Source organism: Azospirillum brasilense (assembly GCF_001315015.1).
GTDB classification, from domain to species: Bacteria; Pseudomonadota; Alphaproteobacteria; order Azospirillales; family Azospirillaceae; genus Azospirillum; species Azospirillum brasilense.
On record NZ_CP012914.1, the window covers coordinates 1454039 to 1474125 of the forward strand.

At 67.5% G+C, this 20087-nt stretch carries 21 protein-coding genes; 13 read left to right on the plus strand and 8 right to left on the minus strand.

Going from position 1 to position 20087, the window contains the following annotated elements:
• Nucleotides 1-70 precede the first annotated feature (70 nt).
• Both AMK58_RS06670 and AMK58_RS29420 read left to right on the plus strand, forming a co-directional pair.
• The gene (locus tag AMK58_RS06670) at nucleotides 71-400 is read left to right on the plus strand and encodes a hypothetical protein (protein ID WP_035673243.1); all 330 of its coding nucleotides are present in this window, start codon (nucleotides 71-73) and stop codon (nucleotides 398-400) included.
• A 58-nt stretch (nucleotides 401-458) separates the two neighbouring features.
• Nucleotides 459-3794 (plus strand): PAS domain-containing protein, encoded by a 3336-nt coding sequence (locus tag AMK58_RS29420; protein WP_079292108.1) that lies wholly within the window; start codon nucleotides 459-461, stop codon nucleotides 3792-3794.
• A gap of 15 nt (nucleotides 3795-3809) precedes the next feature.
• Here the strand turns inward: AMK58_RS29420 and AMK58_RS06680 are convergent, their stop codons facing one another.
• A complete protein-coding gene (locus AMK58_RS06680) occupies nucleotides 3810-4337 on the minus strand; it encodes an isopentenyl transferase family protein (RefSeq protein ID WP_035673246.1) in 528 nt (175 codons plus the stop codon).
• Between the two features lie 120 nt (nucleotides 4338-4457).
• A complete protein-coding gene (locus AMK58_RS06685; protein WP_035673248.1) occupies nucleotides 4458-4742 on the minus strand; it encodes a hypothetical protein in 285 nt (94 codons plus the stop codon).
• A gap of 92 nt (nucleotides 4743-4834) precedes the next feature.
• On the opposite strand from AMK58_RS06685, the gene cutA reads away from it, so the two are divergent.
• Together cutA and AMK58_RS06695 are read left to right on the plus strand one after the other, a co-directional pair.
• The gene (cutA, locus tag AMK58_RS06690) at nucleotides 4835-5149 is read left to right on the plus strand and encodes a divalent-cation tolerance protein CutA (RefSeq protein WP_035673250.1); all 315 of its coding nucleotides are present in this window, start codon (nucleotides 4835-4837) and stop codon (nucleotides 5147-5149) included.
• 121 nt (nucleotides 5150-5270) lie between these two features.
• A complete protein-coding gene (locus AMK58_RS06695; protein WP_079285007.1) occupies nucleotides 5271-6485 on the plus strand; it encodes an MFS transporter in 1215 nt (404 codons plus the stop codon).
• A gap of 4 nt (nucleotides 6486-6489) precedes the next feature.
• Here the strand turns inward: AMK58_RS06695 and AMK58_RS06700 are convergent, their stop codons facing one another.
• The 4 genes from AMK58_RS06700 to AMK58_RS06715 form a co-directional block, all read right to left on the minus strand.
• Nucleotides 6490-7152 carry an SPOR domain-containing protein gene (locus tag AMK58_RS06700; protein WP_107685980.1) on the minus strand — a complete coding sequence of 221 codons (663 nt, stop codon included), beginning with the start codon at nucleotides 7150-7152 and terminating at the stop codon, nucleotides 6490-6492.
• Nucleotides 7153-7324: 172 nt separating this feature from the next.
• Nucleotides 7325-8614, minus strand: coding sequence for an O-acetylhomoserine aminocarboxypropyltransferase (locus tag AMK58_RS06705; RefSeq protein ID WP_035673256.1), 1290 nt, complete (start codon nucleotides 8612-8614; stop codon nucleotides 7325-7327).
• 18 nt (nucleotides 8615-8632) lie between these two features.
• A complete protein-coding gene (locus tag AMK58_RS31285) occupies nucleotides 8633-9151 on the minus strand; it encodes a CoA-binding protein (protein ID WP_035673258.1) in 519 nt (172 codons plus the stop codon).
• Complete coding sequence (locus AMK58_RS06715) at nucleotides 9148-9954, minus strand: enoyl-CoA hydratase (RefSeq protein ID WP_035673260.1); 807 nt, start codon at nucleotides 9952-9954, stop codon at nucleotides 9148-9150. Before AMK58_RS06715 ends, AMK58_RS31285 begins: the two co-directional genes overlap by 4 nt.
• 259 nt (nucleotides 9955-10213) lie before the next feature.
• On the opposite strand from AMK58_RS06715, the gene AMK58_RS06720 reads away from it, so the two are divergent.
• The 6 genes from AMK58_RS06720 to AMK58_RS06745 all read left to right on the plus strand — a co-directional run bounded on the left by AMK58_RS06720 (nucleotide 10214) and on the right by AMK58_RS06745 (nucleotide 14370).
• Nucleotides 10214-10684, plus strand: a complete 471-nt coding sequence (locus AMK58_RS06720) for a PaaI family thioesterase (protein WP_035673266.1) — start codon at nucleotides 10214-10216, stop codon at nucleotides 10682-10684.
• Between the two features lie 196 nt (nucleotides 10685-10880).
• The gene (gene rplM, locus AMK58_RS06725) at nucleotides 10881-11345 is read left to right on the plus strand and encodes a 50S ribosomal protein L13 (protein ID WP_014240247.1); all 465 of its coding nucleotides are present in this window, start codon (nucleotides 10881-10883) and stop codon (nucleotides 11343-11345) included.
• A 4-nt stretch (nucleotides 11346-11349) separates the two neighbouring features.
• Nucleotides 11350-11832: a 30S ribosomal protein S9 gene (gene rpsI / locus AMK58_RS06730; RefSeq protein WP_051140203.1), complete on the plus strand. Its 483-nt coding sequence runs from the start codon at nucleotides 11350-11352 to the stop codon at nucleotides 11830-11832.
• A gap of 130 nt (nucleotides 11833-11962) precedes the next feature.
• Nucleotides 11963-13015: an N-acetyl-gamma-glutamyl-phosphate reductase gene (argC, locus tag AMK58_RS06735; protein ID WP_035673268.1), complete on the plus strand. Its 1053-nt coding sequence runs from the start codon at nucleotides 11963-11965 to the stop codon at nucleotides 13013-13015.
• 35 nt (nucleotides 13016-13050) lie between these two features.
• A complete protein-coding gene (locus AMK58_RS06740; protein ID WP_051140204.1) occupies nucleotides 13051-13569 on the plus strand; it encodes a gamma carbonic anhydrase family protein in 519 nt (172 codons plus the stop codon).
• Nucleotides 13570-13782: 213 nt separating this feature from the next.
• Nucleotides 13783-14370 carry an OmpA family protein gene (locus AMK58_RS06745; RefSeq protein WP_035673278.1) on the plus strand — a complete coding sequence of 196 codons (588 nt, stop codon included), beginning with the start codon at nucleotides 13783-13785 and terminating at the stop codon, nucleotides 14368-14370.
• Nucleotides 14371-14552: 182 nt separating this feature from the next.
• Here the strand turns inward: AMK58_RS06745 and AMK58_RS06750 are convergent, their stop codons facing one another.
• Nucleotides 14553-16352, minus strand: coding sequence for a PHA/PHB synthase family protein (locus tag AMK58_RS06750; RefSeq protein ID WP_035673285.1), 1800 nt, complete (start codon nucleotides 16350-16352; stop codon nucleotides 14553-14555).
• A 233-nt stretch (nucleotides 16353-16585) separates the two neighbouring features.
• On the opposite strand from AMK58_RS06750, the gene AMK58_RS06755 reads away from it, so the two are divergent.
• The 3 genes from AMK58_RS06755 (at nucleotide 16586) to AMK58_RS06765 (ending at nucleotide 19200) form a co-directional block, all read left to right on the plus strand.
• Nucleotides 16586-16981, plus strand: coding sequence for a hypothetical protein (locus tag AMK58_RS06755; RefSeq protein ID WP_035673287.1), 396 nt, complete (start codon nucleotides 16586-16588; stop codon nucleotides 16979-16981).
• A gap of 375 nt (nucleotides 16982-17356) precedes the next feature.
• The gene (locus tag AMK58_RS06760) at nucleotides 17357-17809 is read left to right on the plus strand and encodes a MarR family winged helix-turn-helix transcriptional regulator (protein WP_035673293.1); all 453 of its coding nucleotides are present in this window, start codon (nucleotides 17357-17359) and stop codon (nucleotides 17807-17809) included.
• Complete coding sequence (locus AMK58_RS06765) at nucleotides 17806-19200, plus strand: multidrug effflux MFS transporter (RefSeq protein WP_051140206.1); 1395 nt, start codon at nucleotides 17806-17808, stop codon at nucleotides 19198-19200. Before AMK58_RS06760 ends, AMK58_RS06765 begins: the two co-directional genes overlap by 4 nt.
• On the opposite strand, the gene AMK58_RS06770 is transcribed toward AMK58_RS06765, so the two are convergent.
• Nucleotides 19176-19805, minus strand: a complete 630-nt coding sequence (locus AMK58_RS06770) for a hypothetical protein (protein WP_143265640.1) — start codon at nucleotides 19803-19805, stop codon at nucleotides 19176-19178. The two genes, AMK58_RS06765 and AMK58_RS06770, sit on opposite strands and share 25 nt — an antisense overlap.
• Between the last annotated feature and the right edge of the window lie 282 nt (nucleotides 19806-20087).

Sequence of the window (20087 nt, forward strand, 5' to 3'; positions counted from 1 at the left end):
TCATGGTTAACAAGAAATTAACTATAAACGGGGAGGGTTTCGTACGTTCGAACCATGTACGGCAGGACCGATGCGCGACCACCCTTTCCGACCCGCCCATGCCATTTCGCCCAATCCCATTTCGCCCAACGCCGCGCCGTGCGAAGCCGACCATGCTTCGTCCGCCGCGCGCGAACCCGACGTGCAGTTGGCCGCCATGGTGCCGCAGAGCGTCAAGCGCGCCGTGCGCCGCCGTGCGGAAGAGGAGGGGACGACCGTCCGCAGCGTCCTTCTGCGCGCCCTGAAGCACGCCGGAATCGCCGAGGTGGAGGAGTCGGAGATCGCCGACCGCCGGATCGCCGCCGGTGCCGAACGCTCCGGCGTGTGGAAGGCCAACCGCACTCCCACCCGCGCCCGTTGACGGGGGCATCCCGTATCCCGCACGGTCTCACGGCATCATTTTCCGAAAGCCGTCCTGCATGAGCCTTCTTCACCGCCTGTTGCTGCTCGTCCTCGTGGCGATGATTCCGGCGGCCGCCATCGAGGTGAAGAGCGAGCTGGCTCTGCGCGCCGCGCGCGAGGCGGAGGCGGGGCGGGACGCCCTGCACCTCGCCGCGTTGTTCGAGGCGGAGCAGCACCGCATGATCGACGGGCTTCGGCAGGTTCTGAGCACGCTGGTGAAGGCCGATCCGGCACGCGCGCCCGGCTCTCCGGCCTGTCAGGCGCTGATGGACGAACTGCGCGCGTCGTATCCCGGCCATCTCGGCATCGTGATCGCCGGGCTGGACGGGGTGGTCCGTTGCGGGACCGATCGCGTCTCGCTGGGGATGTCCATTGCCGACCGCGACTATTTCCGCGACGCGCTGGACAACGGTCGCATGACGCCGGGCGAGCATGTCTTCCGCCGGACGGACGGGCGCTCCGCCATGCCCGTCGCGCTGGCCTTCAATGACGCGGAGGGCCGTGCCGCCGGCGTGGTGACGGCGATGATCGATATGTCCTGGATCGCCGATTTCCTGTCCATGCGGCCGCTGTCCGACAACGTGCGGGTCACGTTGGTGGATCGCCGCGACCGGGTGGTCGCCCAGGTGCCGCTCCCGCCGAACCAAGCGGATGGCAATGGCGCGCTGCCACCATCCGTCATCGCGCTGCTGTCCCGTGACGTCCCCGGTGTCACCGAGGTGTCCGGATCGGACGGACGGCCACGCATCGTCGCCTACCAGCCGACCGGGCGGAGTCTGGACGGCATCGGCGTTCTGGTCAGCCTGGACAAGGGCGAGGCGCTGGGACCGATCCGCGGCGCAATGCTTCAGGCGATGACGGGCATTGCCACCGTGCTGCTGCTGACGCTGCTCGCCGTCTGGTGGGGGGGCAGCCGGTTCCTGCGGCGGCCCGTGGCGGCGCTGGTCGCGACGGCAGAGCAGTGGAAACGCGGCGACCTGACGGCGCGCAGCGGTGTGGCGGACCAGTCGTCCGAACTTGGCACTCTGGCCCGCGCCTTCGACAGCATGGCCGAAGAGTTGGCCCATCAGCAGAAAACCCGGGAGCAAGCCAACGCGCGGGTCCACAAGATGGCCGCTGTTTTGGGCAGCACCACCGACGGCGTGTTCGAGGTGGATCGCAATTGGCGCATCACCTTCATCAACGAGCGCGCCCGGACGCTGATCGCCGCGGGACGCGACCTGATCGGCCAGGATCTGTGGGACGTTTTCCCGGAGGTCTCCGCCAGCGCGTTCGGGGAGAATTACCGCCGCGCCATGCGGGACCAGGCGCCCGTCGAGTTCGAGGACTATTGTACGGCCTTCGAATCCTGGTTCGCCGTGCGGGCCTTCCCGTCGCCGGACGGGCTGGCCGTCTTCTTCCAGGACACCACCGCCCGCAAGTGGGGGGAGGCGGCCCTGGTTTCCGCCAACCGGGAAAAGAACGCGCTGCTCGCCCAGTTGAACAGCCTGCTGCAGAACGCGCCGGTCGGCTTCGCCTTCTTCGACCGCGAGCGCCGTTACATCCGCATCAACGAGCAGTTGGCCGATTGCAACGGCATCCTGGCGGAGGCCCACATGGGCCGCACTCTGGCGGACCTGATTCCCGTCGTGGGCGCCAGTGTCGAGCCGCTGATCGACCGGGTGTTCGACACCGGCGAGCCGATCCCCTACCGGGAGGTGATGGGCGAGACGCCCAGGGAGCCGGGCGTGACGCGCCATTGGCTGATCGCCCTGTTCCCCGTGCATGAAGGGATGGAGGTCGCGGCGGTCGGTGCCGTCGTGATGGAGGTCACCGACCTGCGCCGGGCGGAGACGGCGCGCCGCCAGAGCGATGAACGCTTCCGCTCGGTCTTCGAACTGGCGGCGGTGGGAATCGAACGGGTGGGCTTGGACGGCCGCCTCCTCGACGTCAACGCCAAGATCTGCGACATCGTCGGCTACCCGCGCGAGGAGTTGCTGAAGCGGACCTACCGCGACATCACCGACCCGGCCGATCTGCCGGCCGAGGAGGGGTTGATCGAGCGGCTGCTGTCCGGCGAACTGTCCAGCTACGCCCTGGAGAAGCGCTACCGCCGCAAGGACGGCGGGGCGGTGTGGGTGCGGGTGACCTCGTCGCTCGCCCGGATCACCGGTACGGAGCCAGCCTACCGCATCACCGTGGCCGAGGACATCACCGAGCGCAAGGCGATGGAGGCCGAGTTGCGATCCGCCCGCGACGAGGCGGAGCGCGCCAACCTCGCCAAGTCGAAGTTCCTGGCGGCGGCCAGCCACGACCTGCGTCAGCCGCTCCAATCGCTGTTCTTCTTCGCCGCCGCCCTGTCGGCCCATGTCGGGTCTGCCGCGGGCGCCAAGATCCTGACCCATCTGGAGCAGGGGCTGGACGCGCTGAAGGGGCTGCTGGACAGCCTGCTCGACGTGTCGCGGCTCGACGCCGGGGTGGTGACGCCGGTGTTCGAGGAATTCGACGTGGCGGAGGTGCTGGACCCGATCCGGGCCGCCTACGCGCCGGTCGCCGCGGGCAAGGGCATCGGCTGGCAGGTGGAGGTCGCCGCCGGGCGGGTGCGCAGCGACCGCACGCTGCTTGGCCGGCTGCTGCGCAATCTGGTCGAGAACGCCATCCGCTACACCGACAGCGGGCTTGTGCGGGTGCAGTGCCGGCCGGACGGGCGCTTCCTGTCCATTGTCGTCCAGGACACCGGCATGGGCATTCCCGACGACCATCTGGAGCGGATCTTCGAGGAGTTCCATCAGGTCGGCAACCCGGAGCGGGACCGCAACCAGGGTCTCGGCCTCGGCCTCGCCATCGTGCGGCGCCTGTCGCGGCTGCTCGAACACCCGGTGCAGGTGCGTTCCGCGGTGGGCAAGGGCTCGGCCTTCCGGGTGCTGGTGCCGACGGGTGAACCGGTGATGGCCGCCGCGGCGGTTGCGGGAAGTGAGGGGCCGGGGATGGGGCAGGGCCGTCTTGCCGTGCTGGTGGATGACGACGCCATCGTGCTGATGGGGCTTCAACTGATCCTGACGGAATGGGGCTACACCGTGCTGGCGGCGGGAAGCGCCGATCAGGCGATGGAGCGGCTGTCCGCCCAGACCCGCGTTCCCGACATCGTGATCGCCGATTACCGGCTGCGCGAGGGGCGGATCGGGACCGAGGTGATCCTGCGCGTGCGCGAGCGCTACGGGGCCGGAGTGCCGGGGGTGATCCTGACCGGCGAGACGGGGCCGGACTGTCTTCTGGACGCCACCGCCCATGGGCTGACCGTGATCCACAAACCGGTCACCCCCCGTGAATTGGCGGCGGCAGTGGACCAGCAATTGAAGGCCGTGCCGGCGTGAACCGGCGTCCGGCCGTTAGCGCGTGAGGCCCCAGCGCCGGTACCAAGCGTTCAGGTCGCGCGCGGAATCGATCCGGAGCTTCGGCAGGTCGGCCTGATCGAAGGTGCGCAGGTTTCTTGCCCGGTTTCTCGGGGTGGCGACGGCGATGTGGCGGATCATCTCCCATTTGATGCTGTCCCGGCGGCCCTCCAGCGCGCCCCGCCGTTCCCGCTCGAACAGCGTCCGGCGAAAGTAGCGCAGCAGGCTGAGCGGCATGGGCACGTCCAGGTAGATCAGTCCCGTCGCCCGCTGGAAGCGCTGCGGAATGCAGCGTGAGTAGTTTCCCTCCATGATCCAGCACGCGCCGGCGATGGCCGCGTCGTGCAAGGCAATGAACTCCTCGGTCGGCCGTGGCTGCCAATCCGTGTTGGGGGCGTGGTACAGCCGGTCGAGGTGGACGACCGGAAAGCCGCGCTGTCGCGCGATCGCTTCGGCAAGCGTGGATTTCCCGCTGTTGGACGGCCCGAGGATGCAAATGCGTTGCCCGAGGTCGGAAAGCTGCATGAGGTTGATACCGTTACGAAACAAAGCCCGGTCGGGCCGCAAAAATCGCGGCGATCCTAGCGGGCGTCGGCGCGCCGCGACACCCCACCCATGCGGTACGCCGTCGGTGTCGTCCGGTGGTCACTCCGCCTGGGCAAGTTCCTTCGCGGCGGGGCGGGGGGCGAGGGCGGCGCGGCCGTTGTCGGTCAGGCGGCAGACCAGCCAATCGGGCTTCAGCGGATTGTGGAACCAGCGCTCCGCCCAGCCGGACTTCAGGCAGCTTTCGATGGTCTGGCGCTTGACGCGCTGGCCGTCGGTGTCGAACAGGGGCAGCTTGCCGCCGGGCTGGTCCAGGCCGTTGCGCAGCCACGCCGCCTGTGCCTCGGTGGGGCGGCGTCGGGACGTGGTGCGTCGGGGTGCGGCCATGGTTCGTCGCCTCGGAAGATGTTGCGGCCCGGCTGTCGCGCTCTGGCGGCCTGTGGCAAGATTCGGGCACTCTACATCGAAAGGGTTCGGCCATGGAATTCGTCTTCGCCTACATCACCGCCGGATCGCGGGACGAGGCCCGGCGCATCGGCCGTATGCTGGTCGAGGAGCGGCTGGCCGCCTGCGCCAACATCTTCGACGGCATGACCTCCATCTACCGCTGGCAGGACGCCATCGAGGAAGCCACGGAAACGGTGCTGATCGCCAAGACGCGGGCGGAGCTGTTCGACCGGCTGGCCGCGCGGGTGCGGGAGTTGCACAGCTACGAGGTGCCCTGCGTGGTCGAGCTGAGGGTGGGGCGCGGCAACCCGGCCTATCTGGACTGGCTGCGCAACGAAACCGCCTGAGCCCCGATGCCGGCCGCCGCATGCCGGCCATGACGGTGGCGCATTGGACCGCCTCCGACCCGCGTGCCACCTTCGCGAAGGTTGCTTTCAAGCGCAAATCATCCGGATGCGGAGAATTTCCATGACTGACACATCGGCGCGGCTGTCGATCGGCTTTTCCTGGGTCGGCCACGCGCTGATGCACATCGTGACGGCGCTGTTCCTGACGGTCGTCCTGGTGTTGGAACGGGAATGGAAGCTGCCCTACGACGAACTGATCCGGCTGTGGACGCTGGGCGCGCTGATGATCGGCGTCGGCGCGCCGCTGGCCGGCTGGCTGGGCGACCGCTGGAGCGAATGCCGGATGATGGCGGTCTTCTTCCTGCTGACCGGGGCGGGGACCATCGCCTGCGGCCTGACCGACGGTCCGGAGGCGCTGCTCTGGGCGCTGGCGGTGCTCGGGCTCGGCGCCTCGATCTACCACCCGGTGGGCATGGCCTGGATGGTCAAGAACGCCACCAACCGCGGCAAGGCGCTCGGCTACCAGGGCATTTTCGGCACCGTCGGCATCGCCTCGGCGGCGGTGGTGGCCGGCGGCCTGACGGAATGGCTGGGCTGGCGCTCGGCCTTCCTGATTCCGGGCGCAATCTGCCTGGGGCTGGGCGTGGCGCTGGCCCTGCTGATCGCGCTGGGCAAGGTCGAGGACCGCCAGGGCGACGTGAAGCCGATCCCCAAGGCGTCGCGCGGCGACGTGATCCGCGCCTTCGTCGTTCTGTCGGTGACGATGGTCTGCGCCGGCCTGATGTTCAACGCCATGCAGGTTGTGCTGCCCAAGCTGTTCGAAGCGCGGCTGAGCGACCTGCTGGGCGGCAGCACGCTGGGCGTCGGCGGCGTGGTGACGGCGGTCTATCTGTTCGCCGCCCTGCCGCAGCTCATCGGCGGGCATCTGGCCGACAAGTACCCGCTGAAGCGCATCTACACCCTGTGCCTGCTGGTCCAGGTGCCGATGATGGCGGCGGTGGCGGTCCTGGCCGACCTGCCGCTGGTCGGTGCTGCGGCGCTGGTCGTCGTCGCCTCCCAGGTGCAGATTCCGGCGGAGAACCTCCTGCTCGCCCGCTACACGCCGGAGAGGCACCGCGGGCTGGCCTATGGCGCCAAGTTCATCCTGTCCTTCGGCGCCGGTCCGCTGGCCGTGCAGCTTGTCGCCCTGGTCTATGAGCGGACGGGCGAGTTCGTCATGCTCTACGCCACGCTGTCGGTGCTGGCGCTGGTCGCCTTCGCGGCGGCGCTGCTGCTGCCGCGCGACCGCGACGCTCCGGCCAAGCCCGCCGCAGCCCCGATGGCGGCGGCGGAGTAACGGGTCACAGCTTGTCCGGCAGGCTGGGGTAGGGCGCGTCGCCGGGCAGATCGGCCACCACTGTCCGTCCGGTCCAGGTCAGGAGCCACGCGTCGCCGACCCCGGCGGCGCGGATCTCGGCCAAGCGGCGCAAGGCGGTCGGTCGGTCCTCCGGCGGCAGGACGAGGCGGTGGATGCGGCGGCCCCGCACGTCGGCGGCCACGATGCCGGCCTCCGGATGGCCCAGCCGCGCGCGCTGGGCTTCGGCCTGCCCACGCTTGGAAAAGCTGCCCGCCACCACGAGGAAGCGCCGTTCTGCAGGGCGCGGCATCGGCGGCAGCGCGGCGATCTCCACCTCCGCCGTCACGGGAAGCGGCGCGGGCGGGGGCGGAACAGGGGCGGGTGAGGGTTCCGTTTCCGGAAGGGGGACCGGCGCGCCCTCGGCGCTGCGGACCACCGGCACGATCACCGGCTTGCAGACATAGCCTTGGCTGATGACGCGGAAGGTCGCGCAGTCCTGCTGCAGCATCGCCGACAGCATGTGATCGGTGCTGCTCTTGCTGGTGCCGACATACAGCATCCCGTCCACGGCGAAGGACGCGGCGGTCATCGCCACCGGTGCGCCCGCGCAACCGCCCAGCCCCAGCAACGCGACCGCCGTCACTCCCCGCCTGAGCCGTCCGCTCATGCCCCGCTTCCCCGCCCTGTTCGCCTTAGGGTCGGTGCTATGACCTGCGGAGGTCAATGGAACGGCCAGCGCTTAGCCCTTCGCGTCATGCCTACCTCTTGCGGGGTATCCCCCGCCCGCCGGGCCGGACGCCGCGGCGGACGGAGGGGAACCGGCATCAGGCGGCGGCCAATCAGGCGGCCGATAGGGCACGGTCGAGGTCGGCGATGATGTCCTCGACGCTCTCCAGCCCGATCGACAGGCGCAGCACGTCCGGACCGGCGCCCGCCTGGGCCTGACCTTCCGGCGACAACTGGCGGTGCGTGGTCGAGGAGGGGTGGATGATCAGCGACCGGCTGTCGCCGATGTTGGCGAGGTGGCTGAGGAGCTGGACGTTCTCCACCACCTTCACGCCGACGTCGAAGCCGCCCTTGACGCCGAAGGTCAGCACGGCGCCGGCCCCCTTGGGCAGGTACTTCTTGGCCAGCGCGTGGTACTTGGACGATTCCAGCCCGGCGTAGCTGACCCAGCCCACCGCCGGATGGCTCTCCAGGAACTGCGCGACTTTCAGGGCGCTGTCGCTGTGGCGCTGCATGCGCAGCGGCAGCGTCTCGATGCCGTTCAGCGTCAGGAAGGCGTTCAGCGGCGCCTGGCTCGGCCCGAGGTCGCGCAGGCCGACGGCGTGGCCGTGGATGGTGAAGGCCAGATGGCCGAAGGTCTCCTGGAACTTCAGCCCGTGATAGCCGGCGTCCGGCTCCGACAGGGCGGGGAACTTGCCGGACTTGCCCCAGTCGAAGGTGCCGCTGTCGATGACCACGCCGCCGACCGAGGTGCCGTTGCCCGACAGGAACTTCGTGGTCGAATGCACGACCAGCGTGGCGCCCCACTGGATCGGGTTTATCAGGTACGGCGTCGCCAGAGTGTTGTCGACGATCAGCGGAATGCCGGCCTCGTCGGCGATCTTGGCGATGGCCTCCAGATCGGTGACCACGCCGCCGGGGTTGGCGAGGCTTTCCACGAAGATGGCCTTGGTCTTCGCGGTGATGGCGGCGCGGACGTTCTCCGGCTGGTCGGTGTCCACGAAGACGGACTTCCAGCCAAAGGCGCGCGGGAAGCTGGTGCCGAGCTGGTTGAGCGTGCCGCCGTAGAGCTTGCGCGAGGCGACGATCTCGTCGCCCGGCTCCATCAGCGGGAACAGGGCGAGCAGCTGGGCCGCGTGGCCGGAGGAGGTGGCCGTGGCCCCGGCGCCGCCTTCCAGGTTGGCGAGCCGCTCCTCCAGCACCGACACGGTCGGGTTGGTCAGGCGGGAGTAGATGAAGCCGACCTTCTGGAGGTTGAACAGCGAGGCCGCGTCGTCCACGTCGTCGAAGACGAAGCTGGTGGTCTGGTAGATCGGCGTCTGGCGCGCCCCGGTGGCGGGGTCGGGGGCGGCGCCGGCGTGGATGGCGCGGGTTTCGAAACCGAAGGACTTCTGCTCGCTCATGATGGCTTCCTCTGCTTTTTACATCAGTTTTTTGAAGGATTTGGCCGGTGCGGCCTTCTTGGACGTCAGGATGTTGGAGTTGACGCCGATGCGCCCGATCTCGTGGAACAGGCGCTGAAGTTCGATCTTGGGACAGCGGTTCATGACCACGGTCAGCCCCGCCGCCTCGGCCCGCGCCGCCGCCTCGTCGTTGCGCACGCCGAGCTGCATCCACACCACCTTGGCGCCGGCGGCGATGGCCTCGTCGGTCACGCCTCCGGCGGCGGCGGCGTTGCGGAAGACGTCCACCATGTCCGGCGGCTCCGGCAGCTCCGACAGGCTGGCGTAGACCCGCTCGCCGAGGATGGTCTGGCCGGCCAGCTTCGGGTTGACGGGGATGACGCGGTAGCCCTTGTCGCGCAGGTACTTCAGCACGATGAAGCTGGCCTTCACCGGGTCGTTCGACGCGCCGACCAGGGCGATGGTCTTCACCCGGTCCAGGACTTGGCGGATGAACTCGTCGCTGTAGCCGTCGTGCGAGGGGGCGGGGCCGCTCATTGGCCGCACCACACCGGGGCGCGCTTCTGCAGGAAGGCGTCGATGCCCTCCTCGGCGTCGCGGGCCAGCATGTTCTCGGTCATCACGCGGGCGGCGTAGGCGTAGGCCTCCTCCACGTCCAGTTCGATCTGGCGGTAAAAGGCCTCCTTGCCGATGGCGAGGGTCAGCGGCGACTTCGCGGCGATCTTGCCGGCGGCCTCCGCCACCACGGCGTCGAGCCGGTCGGCCGGCACCGCGCGGTTGACGAGGCCGATGCGCTCAGCCTCCTCGGCGCCGATCAGGTCGCCGAGCAGCAGCATCTCCATGGCCGCCTTGCGCCCCACGGCGCGGCTCAGCGCCACCATGGGGGTGGAGCAGAACAGGCCAATGTTCACGCCCGGCGTGGCGAATCGCGCCGTGTCGGCGCAATAGGCGAGGTCGCAGGTGGCGACGAGCTGGCAACCCGCCGCCGTGGCGATGCCGTGGACCTTGGCGATCACCGGCTGGCGGATGCGGCTGACCGTCAGCATCAGTTTGGAGCACTGGACGAACAGCGACTCATAGGCGGTGCGGTCCGGATTGGCGCGCATCTCTTTGAGGTCGTGCCCGGCGCAGAAGGCCGGCCCGGCCCCGGACAGCACCACGGCGCGGACCGTGGAGTCCTGGTGGATGGCCTCCAGTTCCGCCTGCAGCGCGCCCATCAGCCCGACGGACAGGGCGTTGCGCGCCTGCGGGCGGTTCAGCGTCAGGGTGGCAACGCCGTCGCGGTCCTTGCGGAGAACCAGCGGCGCGTCATCGCTGATGAGGGGCGGGGTGTCGTTCATCGCTGTCCAATCCTCCCGGATGTTTTGATCGTTGGCGGGAACAGTACCCCGACCGCTCCCGCCACGGAACCGGGCGTGTGGTCCGATCATCTAACGATGCCGTGGCGGACAACTCAACATATTTGTTGATTGAATTTGTAGATTTATTGACAGACGATAGCAAAAGAATGTGTGAAATGGGTTTCGACGCGATGCGCTTGGCGGGCCGGGCGATGTTCGCCATGATCGGGTCTCCATAAGAAAAGCCATGGGTGAGGGAATGAGCGCGCCGGTCGTGTCCGCCGAGGAACTGGAAGCCCTGATTCGTGAGGGCGTGCCGCTGGTCGGCAATTACGGGATCACCATCGAGCAGCTTGGCGCCGGGACCGTGCGCATGAAGCTGCCCTACAACGACAGCTTCGTCCGTCCCGGAGGCACGGTGACGGGGCCGGCGATGTTCGGGCTGGCCGACGTGGCGCTCTACGCCGCCGTGCTCAGCCTGATCGGGCGGGTGGAGCTGGCGGTGACCACCAGCATGACCATCAACTTCCTGCGCCGCCCGGCGCCGGTCGCCATCACCGCCGATTGCCGGATCCTGAAGATGGGCAAGCGGCTGGCCTACGGCGAGGTTCTGCTGTTCTCCGAGGGCGATCCGGAGCCCGTCGCCCACGCCACCGGCACCTATTCGATTCCGCCGCACGACCCGGTGACGCTCGCGGTATCAGGATACCACGATCCGGAGATGTCCTGAAAAATCCAATGATATCAATGGCTTTGCTCTCGCGGTAAAATGATACCGTGCGTGTAGAGTGTTGATATGAAACGGATATTTTTCCGTTGACAGGCCCCCCGTGCGCTGCGTACAACACCGGCCGCTTCGGCGCCCCGGGGATTGAACGTCCAGTTTCGGTGGCCCGCCGATCCACGTTTAGTCAACGAGTGTGGCGATGAAGACCTTCAATCTGAAGCCGACCGACATCGAGAAGAAGTGGTACGTCGTCGATGCCGACGGCCTCGTTCTCGGCCGGCTTGCCAGCATCCTGGCGAACATCCTGCGCGGCAAGAACAAGCCGACCTTCACCCCGCACATGGATTGCGGCGACCACGTCGTCGTGATCAACGCGGAGAAGGTCAAGCTGACCGGCAACAAGCGCCAGGACGACATCTTCTACTGGCACACCGGTTATCCGGGCGGCATCAAGGGCCGTTCCAAGGGCCAGATCCTGGACGGCAAGTACCCGGAGCGCGTGATCGAGAAGGCCGTGGAGCGCATGGTTCCGCGCGGCCCGCTCGGCCGCAAGGTGATGACCCACCTGAAGGTCTACAAGGGCGCCGCCCACCCGCACGAGGCGCAGCAGCCGGTCGCTCTCGACGTTGCGGCCATGAACCCGAAGAATAAGCGGAGCGCGTAATCCAATGGCTCAGGTTACCACCACCCTTTCCGGCCTGAAGGACATCGCTGCCGCTCCGGCCGCCGCCTCCGCCGAAGTGGTCGCCCCGAAGCTGGACGCCCAGGGCCGCGCCTACGCCACCGGCAAGCGCAAGGACGCCGTCGCCCGCGTGTGGATCAAGCCGGGCTCCGGCAAGATCGTCGTCAACGGCCGCGACCAGGAAGTCTACTTCGCCCGCCCGGTGCTGCGCATGATGATCGCCCAGCCCTTCGGCATCACCGACCGCGCCGACCAGTTCGACGTCATGGTCACGGTGGCCGGCGGTGGTCTGTCCGGTCAGGCCGGCGCGGTCCGTCACGGCATCTCCAAGGCGCTGACCTACTTCGAGCCGGCGCTCCGTCCGCCGCTGAAGGCCGCCGGCTTCCTGACCCGCGACGCCCGCGTCGTCGAGCGTAAGAAGTACGGCAAGGCCAAGGCCCGCCGCAGCTTCCAGTTCTCGAAGCGCTAAAGCCTACCGCGGACCCGCGTTACTGCTGTACAAGCGAGGGGCGTCCCGACGGGGCGCCCCTTTCTTGTTTCTGTTTCACTCGTCGTCACCGTTCCGTGCCCATCCCCGTGCGTCAAAAGGAACAGCGTCCATGGCCAACAGCACTTCCCCCATCCGCGTCGGCATTCTCGGTGCGTCCGGTTACACCGGCGCCGAGCTGGTGCGCATGCTTCTCCGCCATCCCGGCGTGGAGATCTGCGCGCTGACGGCCGAGCGACAGGCGGGGAAGCCCATGGCAGAGGTGTTCCCGCATCTGGGCCAGTTCAACCTGCCCGGCCTCGTGAAGATCGAGGAGGTCGCCTGGGACAAGCTGGACGCCGTCTTCTGCGCTCTGCCGCACGGCACCACGCAGGAGGTCATCGCCGGCCTGCCGCGCCACATCAAGGTGGTGGACCTGTCCGCCGACTTCCGCCTGTCCGATCCCGCCGAATACGCCACCTGGTACGGGCATGAGCACCGCGCCGTGGAGCTGCAGAAGGAGGTCGCCTACGGGCTGACCGAGTTCAACCGGCAGGGCGTGCGCAAGGCGCGCGTGGTCGCCAACCCCGGCTGCTACCCGACCTGCTCGCTGCTGGCCCTGCTGCCGCTGCTGATGGAGGAGATGATCGAGCCGGGCGGCATCGTGATCGACGCCAAGTCGGGCGTCTCCGGCGCCGGGCGCGACGCCAAGCAGCAGAACCTCTTCACCGAGGTGTCGGAGGGCTTCAACGCCTATGGCGTCGGCCACCACCGCCACATGCCGGAAATCGAGCAGGAGCTGCGGCTGGCCGCCGGGCGTCCGGTGACGGTCAGCTTCACCCCGCACCTCGTCCCGATGAACCGCGGCATGATGGCGACGATCTATGTCCGCATGGCCGACGGGGTCACCGCCGACGACCTGCGCGCCACGCTGACCGCGCGCTACGAATCGGAGCCCTTCGTGAACGTCACGGCGGCGGGCATCGCCCCGGCGACCCGCCACGTCCGCGCCTCCAACCAGGCGCTGATCGGCGTCTTTCCCGACCGCACCCCGCGTGGCGCCATCATCGTCTCGGTCATCGACAATCTGGTGAAGGGCGCCTCCGGCCAGGCCATCCAGAACATGAACGTCATGTTCGGGCTGGGCGAGACGACCGGCCTGGAACAGGCCCCGCTGTTCCCGTGACCGAAGAGAAACAGCCCGAGGAAAAATTGCCTGCGATGTCCGGCCTGATATTGCCCTTCCAGGGCACGCACCCGAAGATCGACCCGAGCGTCTATGTGGCGCCGACGGCCTCGGTCATCGGCGACGTGGAGATCGGGCCGGGCAGCAGTGTCTGGTTCGGCTGCACCATCCGCGGCGACGTGAACGAGATCCGAATCGGTGCGCGCACCAACATCCAGGACGGTACCGTGATTCACGTCGCCTCGGCGGGGCAGGGGACCTACATCGGCGACGACGTGTCGATCGGCCACATGGCCCTGTTGCACGCCTGCACGCTGGAGAGCGGCTGCTTCATCGGCATGCAGGCCTGCGTCATGGACGGTGCCTATGTCGAGTCGGGGGCCATGGTGGCCGCCGGAGCCCTGGTGACCCCCGGGAAGCGTGTTGCCGCCGGGCAACTTTGGGCCGGAAGTCCAGCAAGACCCGTGCGTGCACTTACGGAAAAGGACACATCTTTCTTCCCGGTAAACATCCGGAACTACGTGCGGCTTGCTCAAATCTACAGACAGGGCTAATACCTCTTTAGTGCGTCGCAGCACTGTGGCATACTAGCAACAGTGACACCGGCACGAAACGTGTAGGACTTCCGGAGGGTATGTTTGTACGTGGACAAACCCCACATGTTTCGCGTTTTGTCACGTTACATGCACGCGATATGTCCTATCGTTTGTGCGATTCGTCCTCCGCGAACCAAGCGGTAGGGAGTGTGTCTCTAAGGGAGTGGAGAAATGAACAGCTTCTTCCGCGCTACCATGGCCGTCGTGCCGGCCGCCGTCGTCGCTTTCGGCCTGACCGCCGGGGCTCAGGCCCAGAGCGCCGACACCGCCGAGTGGTGCAACCCGGTCATCGGCTGGAACGATACCCCGGTCCGCACGGCGGATGGCGGCTACGCCACCCACCAGGGCAGCTACAAGTGCCCGCCGGCCGCCGCTCCGGCGGTTGCCCCGGCCCCGGCCGCCCGCGCCCAGACCGAATACCTCGTGTTCTTCGACTGGGATAAGGCCAACGTCACCCCGGCCGCCGATCGCGTGATCGGTGATGCGGCTGCCGCCATCGGCAAGGGCGCCAACGCCCGCGTCCATGTCGTCGGCCACACCGACACCTCGGGTTCGCCGGCCTACAACCAGCGTCTGTCGGTGCGTCGCGCCGAGGCGGTGAAGCAGGCCCTCGTCTCCAAGGGCATCGCCGCCGGCGCCATCACCACCGAGGGCAAGGGCGAGAGCCAGCTCCTGGTGCAGACCGGCCCGAACGTCCGCGAGCCGTCCAACCGTCGTGCGCAGATCCTGCCGCGCGGTGCGAACGCCCCGTCGTCGTAAGGCGCAGGTTCCCTTTCGGGACACGGAACCCCGGACCTCGGTCCGGGGTTTTCGCCGACAAAGAAAAAGGCCCCGGATTTCGATCCGGGGCCTTTTTCTTGTTCGGGCCGTCTCATTCGGTCCGGCATGCCAATGGCTCCGGGCCTCCGGAGGGCGGCGGACCGCCCTCCGGATTTCGGACATCAGACGATGCGCACCTTGGCGTAGGAGCCGGGGGCGTCTTCCAGAACGGGCAGGCCGCCCTTTTCCGGATTGCGCGCCGGGACCTTGCCTTCGGAGAAGGTGGAGACCCAGTTGTTCCACTCCGGCCACCAGGAGCCGGGGGTCTGCTCCGACGAGGCCAGCCAATCGTCCGAAGCCTTCGGCAGCTTGGCGTTGGTCCAGTAGCAGTACTTGCCGGCGGCGGGCGGGTTCACCACGCCGGCGATGTGGCCGGAGGCCGCCAGCACGAACTTCACCGGGCCGGAGAACAGGTGGGCGCCCATGTAGGTGGACTTCCACGGCGCGATGTGGTCCTCGCGGGCCGACAGGAAGAAGGACGGGGTCTTCACCTTGCGCAGGTCGATCGGCACGCCGCCCAGCGTCACCGCACCCGGCTGCGCCAGAAGGTTCTTCTGGTACATGTTGCGCAGGTAGAAGCTGTGCATCGCCGCCGGCATGCGGGTCGAATCGCTGTTCCAGTAGAGCAGGTCGAACGGGAACGGATCCTTGCCGAGCAGGTAGTTGTTCACGACGAACGACCAGATGAGATCGTTGGCGCGCAGCATGTTGAAGGTGGTCGCCATCTTCGAGCCGTCCAGGTAGCCCTGTTGGGCCATCTGGCTCTCGATCATGGTGAGCTGCTCCTCGTCGATGAAGACTGACAGCTCGCCGGCTTCGGTGAAGTCGAGCATGGTGGTGAAGAAGGTGGCCGACTTGATGCGGTCGTCCTTCTTGGCGGCCATGTAGGACAGGGTGGAGGCCAGCAGCGTGCCGCCCAGGCAGTAGCCGATGGCGTTCACGTCCTTCTCGCCGGTCACCTTCTCGATGGCGTCCAGCGCGGCCAGCACGCCTTCGAACATGTAGTCTTCGAAGCCCTTCTGGGCCAGCTTCTCGTCCGGGTTCACCCAGGACAGGACGAAGACGCTGTGGCCCTGGTCCACCGCCCACTTGATGAAGCTGTTCTTCTCGCGCAGATCCAGGATGTAATACTTGTTGATCCAGGGCGGCACGATCATCAGCGGCCGCTTGTTCACCTCCGGCGTGGTCGGGGTGTACTGGATGAGCTGCATCAGATCGGTTTGGAAGACGACCTTGCCCGGGGTGACGGCGATGTTCTTGCCGACCTGGAAGGCGTCGTAGTCGGTCATGGAGATGCGCAGCTCGCCCTTGCCGCGCTCCAGGTCCTTCAGCAGGTGCTCCAGGCCCTTGACGAGGTTCTCGCCGCCCGTCTCGATGGTCGTGCGCAGCACCTCCGGGTTCGTCATGACGAAGTTGGAGGGCGCCATCGCGTCGACGAACTGGCGGGTGTAGAAGTCGACCTTCTTGGCCGTGTGGTCGTCCAGCCCGTCCACCTCGTTGACCGTGGACTGCATCCACCGGGCCGACAGCAGGTAGGACTGCTTGATGAAGTCGAACAGGGTGTTCTCGTCCCAGGCCGAATCCTTGAAGCGGCGGTCGTCCTTCGCCGGGGCGATCACCGGCTGGGCGTCCTGGCCGAAGAAGCGCTGGGTCGTGCGCTGCCACAGGGTCAGGTAATCCTGCCACAGCGTCATCTGCGCCTTCATCAGCTTGGCCGGATCGGCCATCATGCGCGTGGTCATCTCCAGGAACGCATGGCCGACGCCCATCGGGTCGGGGTTCTTCGCGCCGACGCCGTCCGAGGCCTGACGGGACAGGAATTCGGTGACCAGCCGCTGGCTCTGCTCGGCGATGCGGGTCATCGCCCGCGACATCTCCACCGGGTCGGGAAGCTTGACGTCAGGGGCCTGGTTTTCGGCCATTGGTGCGGTCCTTCTTCTTTAGGCGAGTTTTAGGCTTCAGGAGGGACGTTGTGCGGTTTATACAGTGCCTGCCGGAAGTCTGTTCGGTCGGAGTGCGTTCCGGTCCTGGCATCCCGGACAGCTTATGCCATGTCCGTTCGAGCCGGGGTCCGTCATACACCTCTCGTATGAAGATTTCATTTCGCCCACCACCGTTCAAGCGGCCGGATGGGTTTGGATGTGAGGTTCGCAGAATGGAAACGGGTATCCGACGCGGCGTGGTTGCGAAGACGGGCCGGCTGGGTCCGGCGCTGTCCGTCCTGGTTGTTCTCGCTCTGCCGGCCTGCAGCGACCGCGTGCTCGACACCGGGCTGGTCGGCGCCGTGACCGGCCGCGACGTGCCCAGCCAGGAGTCGCCGGTGCGCGGCATGTCCGGCCAGAACCGCGAATACCCCAATCTCGGCACCGTTCCGCCGCGCCCCACCGATTTGCGGACGGAAGCACAGCGCCAGCAGGATCTGGACCGTCTGGCCCAGGACCGCGAGGCCGCCAAGACATTGTTGCCGACCCCCATGGACGCTCCCCCGCCGCCGGACATCACGCCTGGACAGCCAAGCGCCGGGAAGCCCGCCCCCGGAAAGCCCAATTGAGGGCAGGGGTGTAGCAAAAGGCGGATGCTGCCAGTAATCCGTAAGTATACCTATGCGGAGCGTCCTGCGGTCTCTGATGGCGTTCCTTTGAAGGAGGAGGACGCGCCGGTCTTCATCCGGTCGATGCGCAGTTCCGATGGCGGTGGCGCGGACCACGGAGCACCCATTGCTGCTGCCAAGGTGGAAAAACTACGTCTTGCGGCGGCGGGTCCGCAATAGATTTTCATGCTGCGACTATTTGGCGCGTCGGCTTCGCTTCAGCTCGGGGGAGTTTCACGTCGGGCGGATCGATATCGGGCGGCCATGGCGCCGCGGCATGACCGCCCTGCGCCGCCCGTGGTTGCTGGAAATTATAAGGCGCCCTTACAATAAGGGATGCTTGATGAATCCCCCTTCGGAATGATCCTGATCGACTGCGCGCGGCTTCTGCGCGCGCGGTTCGACCGTGCCCTGGACGACGCGCGGCTCGGCCTCACGGCGGGGGAGGCGCGGGCGCTGGTCTATGTCTGCCGTCACCCCGGCTCGCGCCAGTCGGTGTTGGCGACCCACATGTGGGTGGAACCGATGACCCTGGTCGGCTTCCTCGACCGGCTGGAGGCGCGCGGGCTGGTGGTCCGCGAGCCGGACCCGGCGGACCGCCGCGCCAAGATCGTCCAGCCGACCCCGCAGGCCGAGCCGCTGGCGCTCCAGGTTCTGGAGGCCTTCCGCAATGAGCGCGAGTCGGCCATGGCCGACCTTTCGGCGGAGGAGATCGTCCTGCTCAAGGACATGCTGGGCCGCCTGCGCAACCGCATGATCGCCGACGACCGCGGCGGGGCCGGCCAATGAGCCGTCCACCCGTGCAGACCGACGCGCCCGTCATGACGGAGACGCGGACGGCCGTCATCGGAACGCTGATCGTCACGCTGGGGCCGCTCAGCCTCGCGCTCTACACGCCGGCCCTGCCGATGCTGGTGGAGGCGTTTCAGACCACCCCGGCGGCGCTGAAGCTGACGCTTTCCGTCTATTTCTTCGGCTTTGCCTTTTCCCAGCTCGCCTGCGGGCCGCTGTCCGACGCCTACGGGCGGCGGCCGGTCGCCCTGGGCTTCTTTGTCACCTATGTCCTGGGCAGTGTCGTAGCGGCGCTGTCGGGCAGCATCGAATGGCTTCTGGTCGGCCGGGCCCTGCAGGGCATCGGGGCGGCGGCGGGCATCGCCATTTCCCGCGCCATCGTGCGCGACCAGTTCACCGGCCAGCGGTCGGCGCGCATCCTGAACCTGATCGGGCTGATGCTGGCCATCGTGCCGGCGGTGGCGCCGACGCTGGGCGGGGTAATCCTCGGCACGGTGGGCTGGCACGCCATCTTTGTGGTGATGACGCTCTACGGCCTCGCCGTGCTGACGGTCTTTGCGATGGGCACGGCGGAGACCAACCGGACGCGCGACCGCTCGGCGGCGCGGCCCGGCCCGGTGATCCGCAACTACCGGACGCTGCTGACCGACCGGCGCTTCATGCGGGCGGGGCTGGTGCTCGGCACGACGCTGGGCGGTCTCTACACCATGGCGGCGCTGCTGCCCTTCGTGATGATCGAGCGGGTGGGGCTGAGCCCGACCGTCTTCGGCTTCGCCATGCTGCTGCAGACCGGCTCCTACACGCTGGGGGCGACCCTGGCCGGGCGGCTGCTGCGCCGGGTGGACGCGATGCGGCTGATCCCCTACGGGCTGGCCTGCGTGGCGGTGGGCGGGCTCGGCTTCGCGCTGGCGCCCCTGACCGGCGAGCCGACCGTGGCCAGCGTGATGGGGCCGACCGCCGTTTGGGCCTTCGGCATCGCCCTGGTCATGCCCGGGGCGACCAGCGACGCCCTGGCCGGATTCCCCCGCATGGCCGGGGCGGCCTCGGCGCTGATCGGCTTCATGCAGATCGGCGGCGGGCTGGCCGGCACGGCTGTGGCAGCGCTGTTCGCCGATCCCTACACCGCGACGACGGCCATCATGCCGGGCTTCGCCGCGCTGTCGCTGCTGTCCTACGCGCTGCTGCGCGTGCCGGCGTCCCGGCGCGGCCACCCGGCCAAGCCTGCCCGCCCGGAGGATCTGGAGGTCGCCGTGGACCCGGTCGCTCTGGTTGGTGCCGGCGGCGAGGAGATCGAGGAAGCGCTGCACCAGCGTGCAAAGCGGCCGCGGGCCGGGCTTAAGCCCAGCCCGCTTACCCGAGACGGTCAATCGATCCCGAAGTCGAAGTAACTGTCGCCGTTGACTTGCGCAAAGGCCGCTCCGCGGACCTGGGAGCTGTAGAAAATTATGGCATATTCTCCCGCCTTGAGGGGTGCATTCACGGTTGCGGCGTAGAGCGTGTAGTTCTTCGGTGCCTTCGACTGATCGGGCAACATGGCGACGGTGGTCGGAACAACGCGGTCCTTGTTCACACCCGTCGAATAGCTCATGTAGCCCCCGCCAACGATGACCTCGCGCGTTCCATTGTCTCGCGTGGCAAAGTTCGCGAGCGTGAAATAGCTTTCGGGTTGGGCGTTGCTGGGGACGGCGAACAGAAACACCGGCTGCCCTCCGGCGACCCGCAGCGTGGCGCGCGTGCCGCGCAGGACGGCGTACTGTCCTACCCCGCCAAACCCCAGGGCGCGAACGGCGGTACGCATCTGAGGCGTCAGGTAACGCATGGACCGCTGCTGCCCGTTGTCAAACAGCACGACCTCTTCGGGATTGAACGGTCCCTTGACCTTGATCTCCGCAAAGTTGATTTTTGCCGGCGCCACCGCGGCAGGCTCGTCAATGGTTGTCGTTGGCCGTCTTTCGTTGCAGCCGGCAAGGCTCAGGGCCAACACGCTGGCCAATACAGAAGCCTGAAGAACTCTCCTAAACATGGCGAAATCCTCTCGTCGATCCCACGCAAGGGGCGCGTATGGTCGCGTAACGATTATCAGGGGTGGAAGTTATTTCGAACGCTCCATCCTGGGAGCATTCCCATCGAAAAACCAAGGCTTTTCCGCAATGCCGCGCACGCCTGCGATGCGCACGGTCATTCGGGAGGGATCGGGGATCGCGGCGCGCGCGCCTATCCGGCAATCATCAGGCGACGCGAATTTTACCTCGCTTCTGAAGATGCGGGGCGGTAG

Excerpts from the sequence above, each read along its gene's own strand:
- argC (WP_035673268.1), top strand. The coding sequence starts at position 11,963 with ATGGCCAACAGCACTTCCCCCATCCGCGTCGGCATTCTCGGTGCGTCC.
- AMK58_RS06750 (WP_035673285.1), bottom strand. The coding sequence starts at position 16,352 with ATGGCCGAAAACCAGGCCCCTGACGTCAAGCTTCCCGACCCGGTGGAG.
- AMK58_RS06760 (WP_035673293.1), top strand. The coding sequence starts at position 17,357 with ATGCTTGATGAATCCCCCTTCGGAATGATCCTGATCGACTGCGCGCGG.
- AMK58_RS06740 (WP_051140204.1), top strand. The coding sequence starts at position 13,051 with ATGTCCGGCCTGATATTGCCCTTCCAGGGCACGCACCCGAAGATCGAC.
- AMK58_RS06720 (WP_035673266.1), top strand. The coding sequence starts at position 10,214 with ATGAGCGCGCCGGTCGTGTCCGCCGAGGAACTGGAAGCCCTGATTCGT.
- AMK58_RS06700 (WP_107685980.1), bottom strand. The coding sequence starts at position 7,152 with ATGAGCGGACGGCTCAGGCGGGGAGTGACGGCGGTCGCGTTGCTGGGG.
- AMK58_RS06765 (WP_051140206.1), top strand. The coding sequence starts at position 17,806 with ATGAGCCGTCCACCCGTGCAGACCGACGCGCCCGTCATGACGGAGACG.
- AMK58_RS06670 (WP_035673243.1), top strand. The coding sequence starts at position 71 with ATGCGCGACCACCCTTTCCGACCCGCCCATGCCATTTCGCCCAATCCC.
- AMK58_RS06685 (WP_035673248.1), bottom strand. The coding sequence starts at position 4,742 with ATGGCCGCACCCCGACGCACCACGTCCCGACGCCGCCCCACCGAGGCA.
- AMK58_RS29420 (WP_079292108.1), top strand. The coding sequence starts at position 459 with ATGAGCCTTCTTCACCGCCTGTTGCTGCTCGTCCTCGTGGCGATGATT.
- cutA (WP_035673250.1), top strand. The coding sequence starts at position 4,835 with ATGGAATTCGTCTTCGCCTACATCACCGCCGGATCGCGGGACGAGGCC.
- rplM (WP_014240247.1), top strand. The coding sequence starts at position 10,881 with ATGAAGACCTTCAATCTGAAGCCGACCGACATCGAGAAGAAGTGGTAC.
- AMK58_RS06680 (WP_035673246.1), bottom strand. The coding sequence starts at position 4,337 with ATGCAGCTTTCCGACCTCGGGCAACGCATTTGCATCCTCGGGCCGTCC.
- AMK58_RS31285 (WP_035673258.1), bottom strand. The coding sequence starts at position 9,151 with ATGAGCGGCCCCGCCCCCTCGCACGACGGCTACAGCGACGAGTTCATC.
- AMK58_RS06705 (WP_035673256.1), bottom strand. The coding sequence starts at position 8,614 with ATGAGCGAGCAGAAGTCCTTCGGTTTCGAAACCCGCGCCATCCACGCC.
- AMK58_RS06755 (WP_035673287.1), top strand. The coding sequence starts at position 16,586 with ATGGAAACGGGTATCCGACGCGGCGTGGTTGCGAAGACGGGCCGGCTG.
- AMK58_RS06745 (WP_035673278.1), top strand. The coding sequence starts at position 13,783 with ATGAACAGCTTCTTCCGCGCTACCATGGCCGTCGTGCCGGCCGCCGTC.
- AMK58_RS06695 (WP_079285007.1), top strand. The coding sequence starts at position 5,271 with ATGACTGACACATCGGCGCGGCTGTCGATCGGCTTTTCCTGGGTCGGC.
- rpsI (WP_051140203.1), top strand. The coding sequence starts at position 11,350 with ATGGCTCAGGTTACCACCACCCTTTCCGGCCTGAAGGACATCGCTGCC.
- AMK58_RS06715 (WP_035673260.1), bottom strand. The coding sequence starts at position 9,954 with ATGAACGACACCCCGCCCCTCATCAGCGATGACGCGCCGCTGGTTCTC.